The organism is Aquificaceae bacterium (genome assembly GCA_037481935.1).
In the GTDB taxonomy this organism is placed as follows: Bacteria; Aquificota; Aquificia; order Aquificales; family Aquificaceae; genus Pampinifervens.
In genome coordinates, this window is sequence record JBBFKQ010000002.1 from 24,491 (window position 1) to 39,742 (window position 15,252).

Here is a 15,252-nt window from a genome sequence, read left to right on the forward strand (position 1 = left end):
GAAGAAATGAACAGGTGCGAACTTTATTTAAAAATAACGAGGGGGTTGCCTCTCAAGGACGAGGAGGTTAAATTGCTCGGAGAGATAATAAGAGAGGAGCTAAAGTTTCTTGTGAGGAACAACATACTGCCCACGCCAAGAAACTATGAGAAGTGGTTTCTGGTATTTTGCCACCTTCTTGAGAAGGGAAGGCTGCCTTCAGATGCAGAGCTGGTGGAGATATACCAGAGTATGTATAACGGTGAGAAGATAAGCGATGTTAAGTTTGATGTGGAGATGACTCTTGAGGTGCTGAGCAAGCTGGTGGAAGAGTTCCACAGACTCATAAAAGAGCACAGAGAATACGCCGATAAAAAGGAAGAAGAGCTATCAAGTATAGAGAAAAAGGCGATTGAAAGTGAGCTGACCCCACTCATACTGGAGCTTCTCATGCACTTAAGGGACATAAAGGCTCAGAACGAGAGGTTCCTCAAGAGAATAGAAGAGCAACAGCATATGATAGAGGAGCTCAGGGAGAGGCTGGAGCAGGCAGAGGCAGAGGCAAACATAGACTATCTTACCAATACCTTCAACAGGCGGTCCTTTGAAAGGGCGCTCAAGGAAGCCTTTGATGAGTATAAGAAAAGATATGCTCTCTTCTCTCTTGTCCTTATTGACCTTGATGGCTTCAAAAAGATAAACGACCTATATGGTCATTCTGCGGGGGATTTGGTTCTAAGGCGTATAGCACATCTGTTCAGACAGAGTCTGAGGGCCAAGGATATACTGGCAAGATGGGGGGGTGACGAGTTTGCAGTGCTGATGCCGGGGACAAGGAAAGAACAGGCAATAAATGTGGCTGAAAGGCTGAGAAAAGCCGTTGAAGACCTTGAGATAATAGTTGAAGGGCAGAAGATTAGACTCTCCTTCAGCTACGGTGTGGTAGAGTCTGAGGACAGGTTCTCCAGCCTGGAAGATATGATAAAAGAGGCTGATGAGCTCATGTATCAGCAAAAGAAAAACAGGGCTTTATAGGTTTTTCCTTATTTCTCTCCTGTATGCCCAGTAGAAGATGAGAGCCCTCAGGGTAGTTTCAAGGCTCATGAAGACCCAGGGGACTATGGGGTTGGGCAACACCTTTAACACCAGCAGGGAGGGGATAATCCTGAACAGCCAGAAGGATGAAAGGTTAACCACAAGGGGTATGTGGGTTTTCCCCATACCCTTCAGAGAACCTGAGAAGATACTGGCGTAAGCCATCTGAGGCTGAGACAGGGCAACTATTACAAGATAGTAAACCGCATACTCTATCACTTCTCTATCTCGTGTGAATATAAGGGAAAAATACTGTGGAAAAAGGGCTATTAAGAGCCCTATAAAACCCATTACCAGTGCTGTGGTATGGGCACTTACCCTCACCCCATAGTCAAGCCCTCTGAAGTTCCTTGCACCGTAGTTCTGACCTGCAAGGGTGGTTGAGGCAATCATCATGCCAAAGCCTATCATGAAGGAAAGGCTCTCCACCCTCAGTCCCACCTGATGGGCCGCCAGTGCCTTGTCTCCAAACTGGGCTACAAGTCCCACGAAGATGTTGAAGGAAAGGCTCGTAAAGGCCCTCTCTACAGCTGTGGGCGTTCCAATGCGGAGCATCTGGAGCAGGATGTCCCCTCTCAGGCTCATCCTGACGGGGAAGGGCTTTCTGTGTCTTGCATACAGGTATGCGTAGAATACAAGCCCCACAAGCTCTGAGAGGGCTATGCCCCAGCCTGCTCCTGCCACCTCAAGCCTTGGAAAGCCAAACTTTCCGTATATGAGAAGATAGGCAGAGCCTATGTTGACCACGTTCATGAGAAGGGCAACTTTGAAGGGAGTTTTTGTATCTCCATATCCGTTGTATGCTGCATATAGGGCGTTTGTGGCAAAGCCCACTGTTATGAAGAGAAAAACGGGCTCTAAATATTCTCTCGCAAGGCTAACCACCTTCTGGGAAGCACCAAAGGTCAGCATAAGGTATGACACGAGCTCCTCGCCCCAGAAGGTGAGTGGAAGGGCTATCAGGAAGGAAAGGGCAATTCCCCACAGAAGTGCAGGAGATGGGTCTTTACCCGCACCCACCCTCTGAGCGACGAGCACGGAAGTGCCCGTGTAGGCAAGTGCCATCAGGGAGTATATAAACCAGAGCATACTGGCAGAGTATCCCACCGCCGCCACCGCAGAGGCAGAAAGCCCTGAGACAAGGATTATGGAAAAGGCACTTTCTATTGTGTAGAGCAGGTTTGAAAGGATTATGGGAAGTGCCAGCTTAAGGACTCTTCTGGCAACCCTCAGTTTTCCCTCTGAGGGGTCTATGAGAATTCTGTTATCGGGCATAGGACCTCATTACCTGCATGGTTTTCTCATAGCCAAGTCTGTATATTTCTTCCGCTTTGAGGAGACTGAGGGGCGAATAGGCGTATAGCTCTGGCTCTATGACCACATGGCAGAGCTCTTTTCTCTTTTCCACGTTGGACCGGACCGCCAGCAGAAAACTTCTCACAAGTATCTGAAATATATTCCCAACTTTTTCTATTGGTGCGTTCGGGTTTACATCCACACCTACGAGAAGGCCTTCCATGTCTATTAGAGGTTCAACGGGTAAGTTGTTGGTTATTCCTCCATCCATCAGGAGATGGCTTCTGTATCTTACAGGTTCAAATATGCCCGGCAGGGCACAGCTACCTAAAAGGATGGGGAAAAGACTTCCACTGTCAAAGTAATGGGTCTTGCCGCTTTTCAGGTCCACCGCACCTATGAAAAGCCTTTTCTTTAACTCCTCTATCCTGTCCACAGATAGCATGCCTCTGAGGTAAACTTCTGCACCTTTCAGGGACACAAGCCCAAGCCTCGGCACAGTGGGTCTGAGATACCTGAGCCAGTCCCTTGACTTTACCACTCTGAGCATCTCCTCCGGACTGTAGCCGTCGCAGTAAAAGGCTCCAACAAGAGCCCCTGCACTTACACCACTGACAGCTGATATCTCAAAACCCAGCTCCTCAAGAGCTTTTATGACGCCTATATGGGCTATGCCACGGGATGCTCCACCTGAGAGGGCAAGGTTAACCTTCATGCATTAAAAGGATAGTGCAAAAACAGGCAATGCCTTCTTCTGTGCAAAAGCCTTCTCTGCTCTTTCCCTTTATTGAGATGTTTTCCTGGGCTGTCTCAAGGAGCTCCGAGAGTTTTTTCTCTATAAGACCCTTGTAGGGTGCTATTCTGGGTTGGTCTGCGATGAAAAGGCAGTCAAGGTTGACTATCCTGTAGCCCCTTGCCTTCATCCTGCGCAGGGCTTCCTGAAGGAAGAGCACCGAGTCTGCATCCTTCCACCTGGGGTCCGTGTCGGGGAAAAGCTGTCCTATGTCTGGCTCCCCAAGGGCTCCCAGTATGGCGTCAGTTATGGCATGAAGAAGCACATCTCCGTCAGAATGTCCTTTGAGCCCCTTTGGAAATTCTATACGCACACCACCCAGTTTTAGAGGTTTACCCTCCTCAAACCCGTGGGAGTCAAAGCCAAGCCCTATTCTTATGTTCATCTGTTGAGAAACTGCATGAAGTAAAAGATAAGCCAGCCGGTTACGGCCACATAAATCCAGACGAAGGCGGTTATGGGTGCTATTTTTCTGTGCTTTTCAAAAAGGCCTTTGAGGGCATACCTGAGAGTTATGACCGCAAGGGGGAAGTTCACTATGGCAAGGGCGGTATGCGACCAGAGAATGAAAAGAAAAAGCCCCCTATAGGGTCCTTCATACTTCCCCACCGGCACAAGCCCCTGAGCCTGAAGGACGTTCCTCAAAATGTAGAGGAAAACGAAGATGAGCGCAAACACGGAGGCGGTTATCATGGCCTTTTTGTGGGCTTCCCTTTTCCCTGCCCTGATAAGGAATACACCCAGAACTATCGCCAACCCGCTTATGGATATGGTGAGCATACTCAGTATGGTTACAAAGGTTGTGAGCATACGCTCTATTATACAACCAGAAGTCTACCGATGGTTTAACGAATTTTTAACAATTAACACCCATATTGGCTTAAAAGGAGGTGGGCTATGATAGTTCAGGTTAGGGTGAAGTTACACAGAGGGGATGTGGAAGGTATCATCAGAAGAGTTTTTATATGCCCCGCAACATCCAGTCGTAAAAAGGGCAGGGCTGCGATGTCACATATCAATTCTAAAAAATACAAAGCGTAAAAATTACTGATTGAAACATAGAAATGAACACTTTCAAAGACCTGTGGTATTCATGAAGATTTTTTTAATTAAAACCATCAGGAGGTGTAGTCATGCTAAGAACTGTTTTCTTCAAAAAGGCCCTTCTTGGCACTGCAGTTTTTTCCTTTGCCCTTGGGCTGGCTGTAGCCGGTATGCACGAAAAGGGCGGTCAAAAGGCAGCGGCAAAGCCTAACATAGTCCAGACTGCCCAGCAGGCAGGTCAGTTCAAGACCTTGCTCACAGCCCTCAAAGAGGCCGGTCTTGAGGAAACTCTGGCAACCAAGTGCTGTTTTACCGTCTTTGCACCCACCGACGAAGCCTTTGCTAAGGTGCCAAAGGACAAACTGGACGCCCTTCTCAAAGACAAGGAAGCTCTCAAAAAGGTCCTTCTCTATCATGTAGTTGAAGGCAAGGTCTACTCGAAAGACCTCAAAGACGGACAGAAGGTAAAGACCCTTCAGGGTCAGCAGGCAACCATAAGCCTTAAGGGCGGTCCAAAGATTGACAATGCCAACATAGTAAAGCCAGACATAGAAGCCTCCAACGGCGTCATTCATGTCATAGATACGGTCATAATGCCCAGGTGAGCCACTTGCCCCTTCGGGGGCTCTCATATAAAATGCTCTATGTGAGAGCCTTTCCGAGACCAAGGGTAGTAGTCAGTGCATGCCTTAACCTCAAGCCCGTCAGGTATAACGGTCAGGAGGTCAGAGACGAGTTTGTGCTCAGGCTTCTTCCATACTGCGAAGTGATAGAGGTCTGTCCTGAGGTTTCCATAGGTCTTGGCGTTCCAAGGGACAGGATAATAGTTTATAAAAAGGATGAGGGTTTTGGTCTCTCTCAGCCATCAACGGGGCTTGAGCTCACCGACAAGATGGAAAGCTTTACGGGGGAGTTTCTCAGGAGTCTCAGAGATATTGATGGCTTTATACTCAAGAGCAAATCCCCATCCTGCGGTGTTTCCAACACAAAGGTATACAGAAACCCAGAGGGGAAGGAGTTTTACTCAAAGGGAAAGGGGTTTTTTGCCATGAGGGTGCTGGAAAACTTTCAAGACCTTCCCGTAGAGGATGAAGGCAGGCTAAAGAGCCCAGAGCTCAGAGAGCATTTTCTAACAAGGCTTTTTGCCCTTGCGGACCTGAGAGAAAGCACAGGGAGAATGCAGGAGGTAAGTGAGCTTATGGAGTTTCATCAGAGATACAAGTATCTCTTAATGGCCCACTCTCAGGTGAAGTTAAAGGCTATGGGGAGGCTGGTGGCTAACGCGAAAATGGAAAACTTCAGAGAAACTCTGGAGGAATACAGAAGGCTTTTCATAGAAGCTCTCAAGAGAAGGCCCTCGGTGGGTCAGCATGTGAACACCATAATCCACATCTTCGGACATCTCTCAAAAAACTTCAACCCACAGGAAAAGGCCCACTTTATGAGGCTTGTAGAAAACAACAGGGGAGGAAAGATAGACAGGAAGATACTTTTGGAGTTTCTAAGGAGCTACGCCTACAGGTTTGAAAACCAGTATCTTATGACTCAGACCTACCTTCAGCCCTACCCGGAGGATCTCCAGAATTAGTCTTCGTCCAGAAGCTCTCCGTCTTCCAGCGTGTAGTAGGGTCTTTCGTAGCTTGAGTAGTAGTAGGGAGTATATGCAATAAACTCGCCGGCGCATGTGTCCACGCCCTTGAAGGCAGGGAAGACGTTCCACCTCACCCTGAGGCTTCTTACCTCCTCTTCTGAGACCCCTCGCAGTCTTGATATCTCTCTGTCAGAGTATCCCATCTCTTTGGCAAGCCTAAGAAGGTCCAGAGTAAGCTCCTGCTCTCTCAAAACCCTTTCAAAGTCCACAATCTGTTTCATGTTTTCTAAGAACCATGGGTCAATCTTTGAAAGCTCGTATACCTCTTGCACCCTGTAGCCCCTTCTGAAGGCAGCAGATATATACCATAGTCTGTCGGGATTTGGCACTCTGAGCCCTCTTCTGAGTTCCTCCTCCTCAAGGTCTGAGTAGTCTGGAAAGGCAAGACCGTAAACATCCTGCTCAAGGCTTCTTATGGCTTTGCCAAGAGCCTCCTTGAAGGTTCTGCCTATTGCCATAACCTCACCCACAGACTTCATCATGGTGCCGAGGGTTCTCTCCGTTCTTGGAAACTTGGCGAAGTCAAAGCGTGGTATTTTTACCACCACATAGTCTATGGAGGGTTCAAAGGAAGCAGGCGTATGCTTTGTTATGTCGTTCTTGAGCTCATCAAGAGTGTAGCCCACCGCCAGCTTCGCAGCAACCTTTGCTATGGGAAAGCCCGTTGCCTTTGAAGCGAGGGCGGAGGAGCGAGAAACCCTGGGGTTCATCTCTATCACATAAAAGTCTCCGTTCTCCGGGCTCACTGCAAACTGTATGTTGGAGCCACCCGTGTCCACCCCTATCTCCCTCATAACCTCAATGCAGGCATCCCTCAAGATTTGATACTCCTTGTCTGTCAAAGTCTGTGCCGGTGCTACAGTGATGGAGTCTCCCGTATGGACACCCATAGGGTCAAAGTTCTCAATGCTGCAGACTATTATCACGTTGTCCTTTGAATCCCTTATCACTTCAAACTCAAACTCCTTCCATCCAATAAGAGACCTGTCTATTAGCACCTGACCTATGGGGGAAGTTTTGAGGGCTACTTCTACTTTCTCTTTAAACTCCTCCATGTTATAGGCAATAGAGCCCCCTGTGCCTCCAAGGGTGAAGGCAGGTCTCAGGATTGCTGGAAAGCCGACCTCTCTCACCCTTTCAAGGGCCTCCTGAAGGGAAGATACCACCACGCTTGGGGGGACCTTCAGACCTATCTTCTCCATAGACTTTCTGAATAGGTCTCTATCCTCTCCTTTTTTTATGGCTTCATAATTGGCACCTATGAGCCTGACACCGTATCTTTCAAGAATTCCCTCCTCGTAGAGTTTTACCGCGAGGTTGAGGGCTGTCTGCCCCCCAAGGGTTGGCAGAAGGGCGTCGGGTCTCTCAACCCTTATGATTTCTTCCAGCACCTCCACCGTGAGGGGCTCAATGTATGTCCTGTGGGCAAACTGAGGGTCTGTCATAATGGTGGCAGGGTTTGAATTAACCAGCACCACCTCGTAGCCTTCTGAAATTAGAGCCTTGCACGCCTGAGTGCCCGAGTAATCAAACTCTGCCGCCTGACCTATTACTATGGGCCCCGAGCCTATGATGAGTATCTTTTTTATGTCGGTGCGTCTGGGCATTAAGGTTTATATTTTATACTATTCTGCAAGGGATGTTTGACCACATACTCATCCGCGGTGCCCGCCAGCACAACCTCAAAAACATAAACCTTGATATACCAAAAAACAGGCTTGTAGTTATAACAGGCCCCTCAGGTTCTGGCAAATCCTCTCTCGCCTTTGATACTATATACGCAGAAGGGCAGAGGAGGTATGTGGAGTCCCTTTCCTCTTACGCAAGGCAGTTTCTTGGAGTGATGGAAAAGCCCGAAGTGGACATAATAGAGGGTCTGTCTCCCGCCATTGCCATAGACCAGAAGACCACCTCCAGAAACCCACGCTCCACGGTGGGAACGGTCACAGAGATTTACGACTACATGAGGGTGCTCTGGGCAAACGTGGGAAAGCCCCACTGTCCTGAGTGCGGGAGGCTCCTTGAAGGGCTTTCTGCCCACGAGATTCTGGAAAAGGTCTGGGAAAGATACAGGGGAAGACGCATAGCTGTGCTTTCCCCACTTGTGAGGGGTAAGAAGGGAGAGTTCAGGGAGCTCTTTAAAGAGCTTGACCGCATGGGCTTTTCAAGGGTAAAGGTGGACGGTGAATACATGCGTATTCTGGAAGTGCCACCTCTTGACAAAAATAGAAAGCACCACATAGACCTTGTGGTAGACAGGCTGACCCTTGAAGAAGAGGAAAGAGCAAGGCTTCTGACCGCAATGGAAAGAGCTCTGGAGCTCTCAAAGGGACTCCTGAAGGTGGAAGATGTGGAAAGCCAGAGGGAGGAGGTCTTCAGTGAGCGCCTCACCTGTCCGGACCATGGCTTTTCCATACAGGAGCTATCTCCAAGGCTCTTTTCCTTCAACTCTCCATACGGTGCCTGCCCTGCCTGCAAGGGACTGGGCGTAAAGTGGGAGGTGGATGTAAGGCTACTTGTAGATGAGAAAGAGCCGGCGGTGGATGCCTTCAGAATAACGGACTCTTCCTTCTTTGACTACCTGAGATATCCTGTGATGAACCTTCTGAGAAAGCTGGGCTACGACCCGAGGATACCCTTCAAGGAACTCCCTCAGAGCGTAAGGAGCCTTCTTCTGTATGGGGGCTCTGTGGAGGGTGGAAGTTTTGAGGGTATTGTCAAGCACCTTGAGAGGAGGTTTCTTGAGGAGGAGTCTGAGAGGCTCAGAGAAGAGATTGCAGAGTTCATAAGAGAAAAGCCATGTCCCGAGTGTGGTGGTGCCAGACTTAAACCCGAAGCCCTTTCTGTGCTGATAGAGGGCAAAAGTATATGGGATTTGGTGCGGATGCCCATAAGGGAGGCAAGGGAATTCTTTGATAACCTTATATACAGGCTCGGTGGTAAGGACCTCCTGGTGGCGGAAAGACTCATAAAAGAGATATCGGACAGGCTCGGCTTTCTGCTCAATGTGGGGCTGGATTATCTTGACCTGGCGCGCAGTGCCACCACCCTCTCTGGTGGAGAGATGCAACGCATAAGACTTGCCACCCAGATAGGCTCAAAGCTCACTGGCGTTCTGTATGTGTTGGACGAGCCTTCCATAGGACTACATCCCAGAGATACAGACAAGCTCATAAACACCCTCAAAGACCTCAGAGACCTTGGAAACACGGTCATAGTAGTGGAGCATGACCCAGAGACCATCCTCAGTGCTGACTGGGTCATAGACATGGGTCCGGGGGCTGGAAAGAAGGGGGGTGAGGTGGTCTTTCAGGGAAGGGTGGAGGAGATGTTCTATGACGAAAGGTCTCTTACGGGGGCATATCTCTCTGGCAGGCTCTCCATAGAAGTGCCCTCTGTGAGGCGAAAGCCAAATGGCAGATGGCTCAGGATAGCGGGAGCAAGAAAGCATAACCTCAAGAACATTACCGTGGAAATACCCGTGGGTCTTCTGGTGTGTATCACTGGAGTTTCTGGAAGTGGTAAATCCACGCTAATATACGATATCCTGTGGGAGTATGCGAGAGCGGTCTTTTACGGTGGCACGCCGCAGCTGGAGGGCTTTGACCGCATAGAGGGACTTGAGCACTTTGACAGGGTCATAAACATAGACCAGTCCCCCATTGGCAGAACGCCAAGGTCAAACCCTGCCACCTACACCAAAGTCTTTGACCACATAAGGGAGCTCTTTGCCCAGACACCGGAGGCAAGGGCAAGGGGCTACAACGCAGGAAGGTTCTCTTTTAATGTCAAAGGTGGAAGGTGCGAAGCCTGTCAGGGAGAGGGAGTCATAAAAGTGGAGATGCACTTCCTGCCCCCCGTGTATGTGCCCTGCGATGTGTGTAAGGGCAAAAGATACAACAGAGAGACCCTTGACATCCTATACAAGGGCAAGAGTATAGCCGATGTGCTGGACATGACGGTGGACGAGGCCTACGAGTTTTTTGAAAACATTCCCCCAGTGAGGAGAAAGCTACAGCTTCTTAGAGATATAGGGCTTGGCTACATAAGGCTGGGACAGCCAGCAACCACCCTCTCCGGGGGTGAAGCCCAGAGGATAAAGCTCTCAAGGGAGCTATCTAAAAAGGAAGCTGGCAGAACCCTGTATCTGCTGGATGAACCCACCACAGGGCTCCACATGGATGATGTGAAAAGGCTCATAGACATACTACAGAGGCTTGTGGAGAAAGGCAACACGGTGGTGGTCATAGAGCACAACCTTGATGTAGTCAAGTGTGCAGACTGGGTTATAGACCTGGGACCAGAGGGAGGGGACAGGGGAGGTTATCTGGTGGCTGTGGGCACTCCGGAAGAGGTGGCGGAAAACCCACACTCTTACACTGGATATTATCTGAAAAAGGTGCTACAGGGTGTTAAGGCTTGAAGACAGGCTTATAATTTAAAACGTGATGTTGAACTATGAAGTATAGAGAATGCTTGAAGAGGAGCTGGGTAAAGAAAAGGCAGATAGAGTGGCAAAAGTGCTGGAGGAGAGCCTGAAGGTCATAGAGGAGAAGGCAAGGGAGCAAAAGCCCATTCTCAAAGCTGAAATAAAAGAGGAATTAACAAAGGAACTTGTGACCAAGGAGGAGCTTCAGATAGTCAAGCTGGAACTGGAAAGGAGAATTGACGTCCTTGAGGCTAAGCTGGAAGGAAGAATTGACAGGCTTGAGCTTTACCTGAAAATCCTCATAGGTCTTGTGGTGCTTGGGCTTACCTTGCTTAATCCTGTCTTTGTGGAGTTTGTAAAAACCATCTTTGGTCTGAAATGAGGCAGGTTGCAGTTATTGGCTCATCCACGGCGGAGCCTGAAAGCGAAGAATACCAGCTGGCATACCAGCTCGGAAGAGAGATAGCTAAGAGAGGCTTGATAGTGGTCTGCGGGGGGCGTGGGGGCGTGATGGAGGCGGTATGCAGAGGAGCTAAGGAAGAAGGAGGTCTTACAGTAGGGATACTGCCCTCCTACACCGGCGAGGAGGCGAACCCTTATGTGGACATAAAGATAAGAACTGGCATGAACTGGAACAGAAATCCTCTTGTGGTTGCCAGTGGGGATGTGGTTGTCGCCATAGGAGGAAACTGGGGAACCCTCTCTGAGATTGCCTACGCCCTGATACTTGGAAAGCCCATAATAGGCTGCAGAACTCACCGAGTTGAAGGAATAATTCAGGCGGAGCACCTTGAGGAAATCCTCCTTTTTCTTGACAGACTCCTCAGTTGAAAATTCCTCTCAACAGACCATATTTATAGTGGAGGGTTGAAAGATGGACCAGGAACTATTCTTTCTTGAAGACCTGCTCTTTAAAAGCACCGCTCAGGAGATAGAAGAAAGATATGAGGAGGTGGTCCAGCTCTATGCCCACGACCCGGAAATTCTCAACATTGCCAAAAGCATAAAGGGTATGTGCGACTACATAATGCAGACCTACAGGGAGATTCCAAACCCCGAGAAAAAGCTTGAAGAGAGCCTCTACACAACCCTCTATCAGGTGCTGAGAGACCTGAATATCACACTCTACGACCTTTCCATAGCGGAGGGCGAACAGATATACTACGTTCTATCCTCCGCCTACCAGAAGCTCAACGGAGCCAACAACCTCTTAGAGAGGCTCGTCTAATCTCCTGATAAAGCATACACCCAGAAGAAGGCAGAAAAAGGAGTAATAAAGCCACACAAGAAAAAGAAGTGGTGAGCCTATAACGCTATAAAGAGGGCTTGCACTTAGCAGTTTTACCACGATAAGTGAAAAGAGTTTATTCAGAAGCAAAAGCAAAAAGGCAACAAAGGCAGAAGCAAGGAAAACTTGCCTTCTGGGGCGAAAGTATGAAGAGTAAAGCATGCCGAGTATGGAGAAAAGAAGCATAAAGTTGAGTAGCTCTGTAAGCCTCTGATATAGGCTGCCAAGGTATGACTTGCTCAGGGCAAGCAGGGCTACTGCAAGGGATAGGACTGCTGTGTAGAGAACAAGCAGAAAAGGCATGTATACCCAGAAGAAGACCTCACTCTCTAAGGGCTTTTTCCGGTAAACAAAGCCAAAGGATATGTTGAGAGTCTTGGCAAAAGAGAGGGAAAAGTAATATGCAAGAGCAAGGGACAGAAGCGAACCAGAGGCTCTTTTTTCGTAAATGGGCAGGAGCTTGTCAAAGACCAGCTCCGCATGAGAAGGGAAAAGACCCTTCGCATACTCATAAACCCTTACAGGTTCAAGAAGAGGCAGATACATGGACACAAAGCCAAGAAGCATTATCACAGAGCCCACAACGGTAAGAAATTGATAGGTGAGCGAGGCACTGTGATAGCCAAGGTTTTCTCTGAAGGAATCCAGGAGGGAGAAAAGGAGAGCCCTAAAAAACCTTCGCATCTTCTATGGTGTATTTCACGTAACCGTTAATTGGGCTTTTGAAGGTGTAGGTGTTTCCCTCCCTGTGCAGTATGTAGCTGGGGCTTATGGGAACCTTTCCCTTACCGCCGGGGAGGTCTACCGCATAGGTGGGTATTCCCATGCCCGATATTCTGCCTCTGAGAAACTCCATTATTTCAAGACCCTTCTCAAGGCTCGTTCTGAAGTGCACAGCCCCCTTGACAGGGTCACAGTGAAAGAGATACACTGGACGCACCTTTATTCTCAGAAGCTTTCTCATTAGCTCAAGCATAACCTCAGGCTTATCATTCACACCCTTTAAAAGAACTGTCTGATTGTTAACTGGCACTCCGTGTTTCAGAAGGTTCTCAACAGCCTCTGCGGACTCTTCTGTAATCTCTGCAGGATGGTTGAAGTGTGTGTTTATCCATACAGGAGAGTGCCTTTCAAGAAGCTTCAGAAGTTCTTTATCAAAAAACCTCTGGGGTGCAAGCACGGGAAGCCTTGTGCCAATCCTTATGACTTCCACATGGGGAATTTCTCTTATTTTTGAGAGCACATAGCTCAGCTTTTCGTTGCTCACCGAAAGAGGCTCACCGCCGGAGAGGAGCACTTCCCTTACCTCTTGGTTAGCCCTCACATACTCTATAAACTTGTCAATTTCCTCCCTTGTCCTTGACCTTTCACCCTCCTGAAAAATCCTCTTTCTCATGCAGTGCCTGCAGTAGACTGCGCAGAAGGTGGTGAGGGTAAAAAGCACCCTGTCAGGGTATCTGTGCGTAAGCCCCGGGATGTCTCCCTCTTCCCTGAAGGGGTCCGGCTCTCCCATGCTCTGAACCCTTTCCTCCACCTCCACCACCCTTGGAATTGCCTGAAGCCTTATCGGGTCGCTTGGGTCGCTTGGGTTTATAAGAGAAAGGTAATAGGGCGTTATAGCCATGGGATAGAGCCCTTCAGTGCGGTCTATGCCCTCTTCCTCTTCTGGTGTTAAATCTATGTATCTTCTTAACTCCTCCTTTGTCCTTATCCTGTTTTGCACCTGCCAGTGGTAGCTATGCCAGAGCTCCTCGGGAACATGGGAAAAAAACCTTCTCATGGCAGAGATATAATTATCTCACATATGAAACTTGCTGTCCTCACTGGTGCAGGCATATCTGCAGAAAGCGGTATTCCCACCTTCAGAGGAAAAGATGGTCTCTGGAGAAATTTCAGACCTGAGGAACTGGCAACTCCGGAGGCTTTTGCAAGAAATCCTGTGCTTGTGTGGGAGTGGTATCTTTGGAGAAGGAGTATAATCGCAAAAGCGGAGCCAAATGAAGGACACATGGTCCTTGTAGAGCTTGAAAGAAGGCTTGGCGATGGCTTTTTGCTCATAACCCAGAATGTGGATGGGCTTCATCAAAAGGCGGGCTCACAGAGGATTGTGGAACTGCATGGAAACATATGGAAAGTCAGATGTCTTGCCTGCGGGCTTGTGTATTACGATTACAGAACCTCTTATGAGGACCTTCCACCCAAGTGCAGAGGATGTGGTGGTCTTATCCGTCCTCACGTGGTCTGGTTTGGAGAAAGCCTCCCAGAGAATGCTCTCAGCACCGCTTACCTGTGGGCTCAATCATGCCAGGTATTTGTATCCATAGGCACATCTGCAGTGGTATATCCCGCGGCAGAGCTTCCCTTCATAGCCAAGAGGTATGGCGCAAAGGTCATAGAAATAAACCCAGAAAGCACGCCCCTTTCTTCCATAGCGGATGTTATAATTAGAGAGCCAGCCAGCACAGGCGTAAAAAAACTTCTGGAGGTCTTATGAAGATTCACCTGATGGGTTCTGACCAAAGGATTGTTAGGTGTGCACGTGTTTCTTTTGGTAAAGATGAAGAGGTTGACAGGGAAAGAGACACAAGGCTCATAAAATACCTTCTTCAGCACAGGCATGCTTCGCCCTTTGAACATGTGGTTATTGCCTTTGAGGGCAGCAGGGAACTATGGCTCAGCATACTCAATAAACTTCCAAGCCCTGCGGTGCAGGTTTATTATTCTGGAGGATACCTGTGGGTAAACCTCAGAAACTACATAAATGCTGTGGAGCTATTCCCGCCAGAGGTTGAAGGTCTCCTCTGCGAAAGATTGCCGGCAACAACTGCAATCATGAGGGGTAAAGAACCGGATGGCTACTCCACAGATACAGCCTACATGAAGGAAAGAAGAGAAACCTCCTCCGGCTGGGTAGGTCTTGTGGACAGCCTTGAGCTGGGGACGGATATGGACTACTATGCCTTTGTGGTGGAGTGTCCCCTCTTTGTTGCCCGCCAGTGGCACAGGCACAGGTTTGGCTCCTACAACGAGGTTAGCAGAAGGTATGTGAGCTACGAGCCTGAATTTTACGTTCCTGAGTATCTGAGAAAACAGGCAAAGAGCAACAAACAGGCTTCCCTTGAAGAACCTGTGGAGGAGCCATGGAACTCCCTTTTCCTCAAAAAGATAAGGTGGTATATACAGGACCTTCAAGAGCTATACAGGGCAATGACAGAAAAGGGAATTGCAAGGGAGCTGGCAAGGGGCATACTGCCCCAGTTTATGAAGACAAGGTTTTACTGGACCGTTCCCAGAGTATCTCTTGACAACTTTATAAGCCTGAGAACCCATGAGGGTGCGCAGAAGGAGATAAGAGAGTTTGCAATGGCTATAAAGGAGCTCGTGGGTTACAGAGGAAGCGATAAAAGCCTCAGACTGTAGCAGCCTCCAGAGGAAGGACGCTTACTACCTTTTTATTTCTTCTGCTTTCAAACTTAACAACGCCATCAACCAGAGCAAAGAGGGTGAAGTCCGAACCCATACCCACATTTACGCCGGGATAAACCTTTGTCCCTCTCTGTCTTATGAGAATATTTCCTGCCCTGACAAGCTGACCATCATGCCTCTTTACGCCAAGCCTTTTGGAATGACTGTCCCTTCCGTTTCTTGTTGAACCTCCACTTGCCTTGGATGCCATA

General features: G+C 48.8%; 18 protein-coding genes. 10 read left to right on the forward strand and 8 right to left on the reverse strand.

Annotated elements, in window-relative coordinates; genetic code table 11:
• The first annotated feature begins 6 nt into the window (after positions 1–6).
• Positions 7–1,014: a GGDEF domain-containing protein gene (locus WHS43_01855; GenBank protein MEJ5338380.1), complete on the forward strand. Its 1,008-nt coding sequence runs from the start codon at positions 7–9 to the stop codon at positions 1,012–1,014.
• Here the strand turns inward: WHS43_01855 and WHS43_01860 are convergent.
• The 4 genes from WHS43_01860 to WHS43_01875 are packed head-to-tail and all read right to left on the reverse strand — an operon-like array spanning position 1,009 to position 3,973.
• On the reverse strand, positions 1,009–2,349 hold the full coding sequence (locus WHS43_01860; GenBank protein MEJ5338381.1) for an MATE family efflux transporter: 1,341 nt from the start codon (positions 2,347–2,349) through the stop codon (positions 1,009–1,011). The two genes, WHS43_01855 and WHS43_01860, sit on opposite strands and share 6 nt — an antisense overlap.
• Complete coding sequence (locus WHS43_01865) at positions 2,339–3,085, reverse strand: patatin-like phospholipase family protein (GenBank protein MEJ5338382.1); 747 nt, start codon at positions 3,083–3,085, stop codon at positions 2,339–2,341. Before WHS43_01865 ends, WHS43_01860 begins: the two co-directional genes overlap by 11 nt.
• Complete coding sequence (gene ispF, locus WHS43_01870) at positions 3,075–3,548, reverse strand: 2-C-methyl-D-erythritol 2,4-cyclodiphosphate synthase (protein ID MEJ5338383.1); 474 nt, start codon at positions 3,546–3,548, stop codon at positions 3,075–3,077. The genes WHS43_01865 and ispF overlap by 11 nt, the downstream gene beginning before the upstream one ends.
• Positions 3,545–3,973 carry a DUF420 domain-containing protein gene (locus WHS43_01875; GenBank protein MEJ5338384.1) on the reverse strand — a complete coding sequence of 143 codons (429 nt, stop codon included), beginning with the start codon at positions 3,971–3,973 and terminating at the stop codon, positions 3,545–3,547. Before WHS43_01875 ends, ispF begins: the two co-directional genes overlap by 4 nt.
• A gap of 87 nt (positions 3,974–4,060) precedes the next feature.
• Here WHS43_01875 and WHS43_01880 point away from each other — a divergent pair, with 87 nt between their 5' ends.
• From WHS43_01880 to WHS43_01890, 3 genes are all read left to right on the forward strand, one after another.
• Positions 4,061–4,204 (forward strand): hypothetical protein, encoded by a 144-nt coding sequence (locus WHS43_01880; protein ID MEJ5338385.1) that lies wholly within the window; start codon positions 4,061–4,063, stop codon positions 4,202–4,204.
• 92 nt (positions 4,205–4,296) lie between these two features.
• Positions 4,297–4,812: a fasciclin domain-containing protein gene (locus WHS43_01885; GenBank protein MEJ5338386.1), complete on the forward strand. Its 516-nt coding sequence runs from the start codon at positions 4,297–4,299 to the stop codon at positions 4,810–4,812.
• 32 nt (positions 4,813–4,844) lie between these two features.
• On the forward strand, positions 4,845–5,795 hold the full coding sequence (locus WHS43_01890; protein ID MEJ5338387.1) for a DUF523 and DUF1722 domain-containing protein: 951 nt from the start codon (positions 4,845–4,847) through the stop codon (positions 5,793–5,795).
• On the opposite strand, the gene carB is transcribed toward WHS43_01890, so the two are convergent.
• Positions 5,792–7,465: a carbamoyl-phosphate synthase large subunit gene (gene carB, locus WHS43_01895; GenBank protein ID MEJ5338388.1), complete on the reverse strand. Its 1,674-nt coding sequence runs from the start codon at positions 7,463–7,465 to the stop codon at positions 5,792–5,794. The two genes, WHS43_01890 and carB, sit on opposite strands and share 4 nt — an antisense overlap.
• Positions 7,466–7,497: 32 nt before the next feature.
• On the opposite strand from carB, the gene uvrA reads away from it, so the two are divergent.
• The 4 genes from uvrA to WHS43_01915 are packed head-to-tail and all read left to right on the forward strand — an operon-like array spanning position 7,498 to position 11,515.
• Positions 7,498–10,281 carry an excinuclease ABC subunit UvrA gene (gene uvrA, locus WHS43_01900; GenBank protein ID MEJ5338389.1) on the forward strand — a complete coding sequence of 928 codons (2,784 nt, stop codon included), beginning with the start codon at positions 7,498–7,500 and terminating at the stop codon, positions 10,279–10,281.
• A 49-nt stretch (positions 10,282–10,330) separates the two neighbouring features.
• Positions 10,331–10,669 carry a hypothetical protein gene (locus WHS43_01905; protein ID MEJ5338390.1) on the forward strand — a complete coding sequence of 113 codons (339 nt, stop codon included), beginning with the start codon at positions 10,331–10,333 and terminating at the stop codon, positions 10,667–10,669.
• Positions 10,666–11,118: a TIGR00725 family protein gene (locus WHS43_01910; protein MEJ5338391.1), complete on the forward strand. Its 453-nt coding sequence runs from the start codon at positions 10,666–10,668 to the stop codon at positions 11,116–11,118. Before WHS43_01905 ends, WHS43_01910 begins: the two co-directional genes overlap by 4 nt.
• A gap of 43 nt (positions 11,119–11,161) precedes the next feature.
• Complete coding sequence (locus WHS43_01915; protein MEJ5338392.1) at positions 11,162–11,515, forward strand: hypothetical protein; 354 nt, start codon at positions 11,162–11,164, stop codon at positions 11,513–11,515.
• Here the strand turns inward: WHS43_01915 and WHS43_01920 are convergent.
• Together WHS43_01920 and WHS43_01925 are read right to left on the reverse strand one after the other, a co-directional pair.
• Positions 11,498–12,259, reverse strand: coding sequence for a YhjD/YihY/BrkB family envelope integrity protein (locus WHS43_01920; protein ID MEJ5338393.1), 762 nt, complete (start codon positions 12,257–12,259; stop codon positions 11,498–11,500). The two genes, WHS43_01915 and WHS43_01920, sit on opposite strands and share 18 nt — an antisense overlap.
• Entirely contained in the window at positions 12,243–13,355 is a 1,113-nt protein-coding gene (locus tag WHS43_01925) for a KamA family radical SAM protein (GenBank protein MEJ5338394.1), read from the reverse strand. Before WHS43_01925 ends, WHS43_01920 begins: the two co-directional genes overlap by 17 nt.
• On the opposite strand from WHS43_01925, the gene WHS43_01930 reads away from it, so the two are divergent.
• Positions 13,335–14,069 carry an NAD-dependent deacylase gene (locus WHS43_01930; GenBank protein ID MEJ5338395.1) on the forward strand — a complete coding sequence of 245 codons (735 nt, stop codon included), beginning with the start codon at positions 13,335–13,337 and terminating at the stop codon, positions 14,067–14,069. The two genes, WHS43_01925 and WHS43_01930, sit on opposite strands and share 21 nt — an antisense overlap.
• Complete coding sequence (gene thyX, locus WHS43_01935; protein ID MEJ5338396.1) at positions 14,066–14,995, forward strand: FAD-dependent thymidylate synthase; 930 nt, start codon at positions 14,066–14,068, stop codon at positions 14,993–14,995. The genes WHS43_01930 and thyX overlap by 4 nt, the downstream gene beginning before the upstream one ends.
• Here thyX and rpmA read toward each other — a convergent pair.
• Positions 14,985–15,251 carry a 50S ribosomal protein L27 gene (gene rpmA / locus WHS43_01940; GenBank protein MEJ5338397.1) on the reverse strand — a complete coding sequence of 89 codons (267 nt, stop codon included), beginning with the start codon at positions 15,249–15,251 and terminating at the stop codon, positions 14,985–14,987. The two genes, thyX and rpmA, sit on opposite strands and share 11 nt — an antisense overlap.
• Position 15,252: the final 1 nt, after the last annotated feature.

Coding starts and splice junctions, on each gene's coding strand:
- WHS43_01925 (MEJ5338394.1), bottom strand. CDS start 13,355: ATGAGAAGGTTTTTTTCCCATGTTCCCGAGGAGCTCTGGCATAGCTAC.
- WHS43_01885 (MEJ5338386.1), top strand. CDS start 4,297: ATGCTAAGAACTGTTTTCTTCAAAAAGGCCCTTCTTGGCACTGCAGTT.
- ispF (MEJ5338383.1), bottom strand. CDS start 3,548: ATGAACATAAGAATAGGGCTTGGCTTTGACTCCCACGGGTTTGAGGAG.
- WHS43_01875 (MEJ5338384.1), bottom strand. CDS start 3,973: ATGCTCACAACCTTTGTAACCATACTGAGTATGCTCACCATATCCATA.
- WHS43_01920 (MEJ5338393.1), bottom strand. CDS start 12,259: ATGCGAAGGTTTTTTAGGGCTCTCCTTTTCTCCCTCCTGGATTCCTTC.
- WHS43_01855 (MEJ5338380.1), top strand. CDS start 7: ATGAACAGGTGCGAACTTTATTTAAAAATAACGAGGGGGTTGCCTCTC.
- uvrA (MEJ5338389.1), top strand. CDS start 7,498: ATGTTTGACCACATACTCATCCGCGGTGCCCGCCAGCACAACCTCAAA.
- WHS43_01930 (MEJ5338395.1), top strand. CDS start 13,335: ATGGGAAAAAAACCTTCTCATGGCAGAGATATAATTATCTCACATATG.
- WHS43_01860 (MEJ5338381.1), bottom strand. CDS start 2,349: ATGCCCGATAACAGAATTCTCATAGACCCCTCAGAGGGAAAACTGAGG.
- WHS43_01865 (MEJ5338382.1), bottom strand. CDS start 3,085: ATGAAGGTTAACCTTGCCCTCTCAGGTGGAGCATCCCGTGGCATAGCC.
- WHS43_01890 (MEJ5338387.1), top strand. CDS start 4,845: ATGCTCTATGTGAGAGCCTTTCCGAGACCAAGGGTAGTAGTCAGTGCA.
- WHS43_01905 (MEJ5338390.1), top strand. CDS start 10,331: ATGCTTGAAGAGGAGCTGGGTAAAGAAAAGGCAGATAGAGTGGCAAAA.
- WHS43_01915 (MEJ5338392.1), top strand. CDS start 11,162: ATGGACCAGGAACTATTCTTTCTTGAAGACCTGCTCTTTAAAAGCACC.
- WHS43_01910 (MEJ5338391.1), top strand. CDS start 10,666: ATGAGGCAGGTTGCAGTTATTGGCTCATCCACGGCGGAGCCTGAAAGC.
- thyX (MEJ5338396.1), top strand. CDS start 14,066: ATGAAGATTCACCTGATGGGTTCTGACCAAAGGATTGTTAGGTGTGCA.
- carB (MEJ5338388.1), bottom strand. CDS start 7,465: ATGCCCAGACGCACCGACATAAAAAAGATACTCATCATAGGCTCGGGG.
- rpmA (MEJ5338397.1), bottom strand. CDS start 15,251: ATGGCATCCAAGGCAAGTGGAGGTTCAACAAGAAACGGAAGGGACAGT.
- WHS43_01880 (MEJ5338385.1), top strand. CDS start 4,061: ATGATAGTTCAGGTTAGGGTGAAGTTACACAGAGGGGATGTGGAAGGT.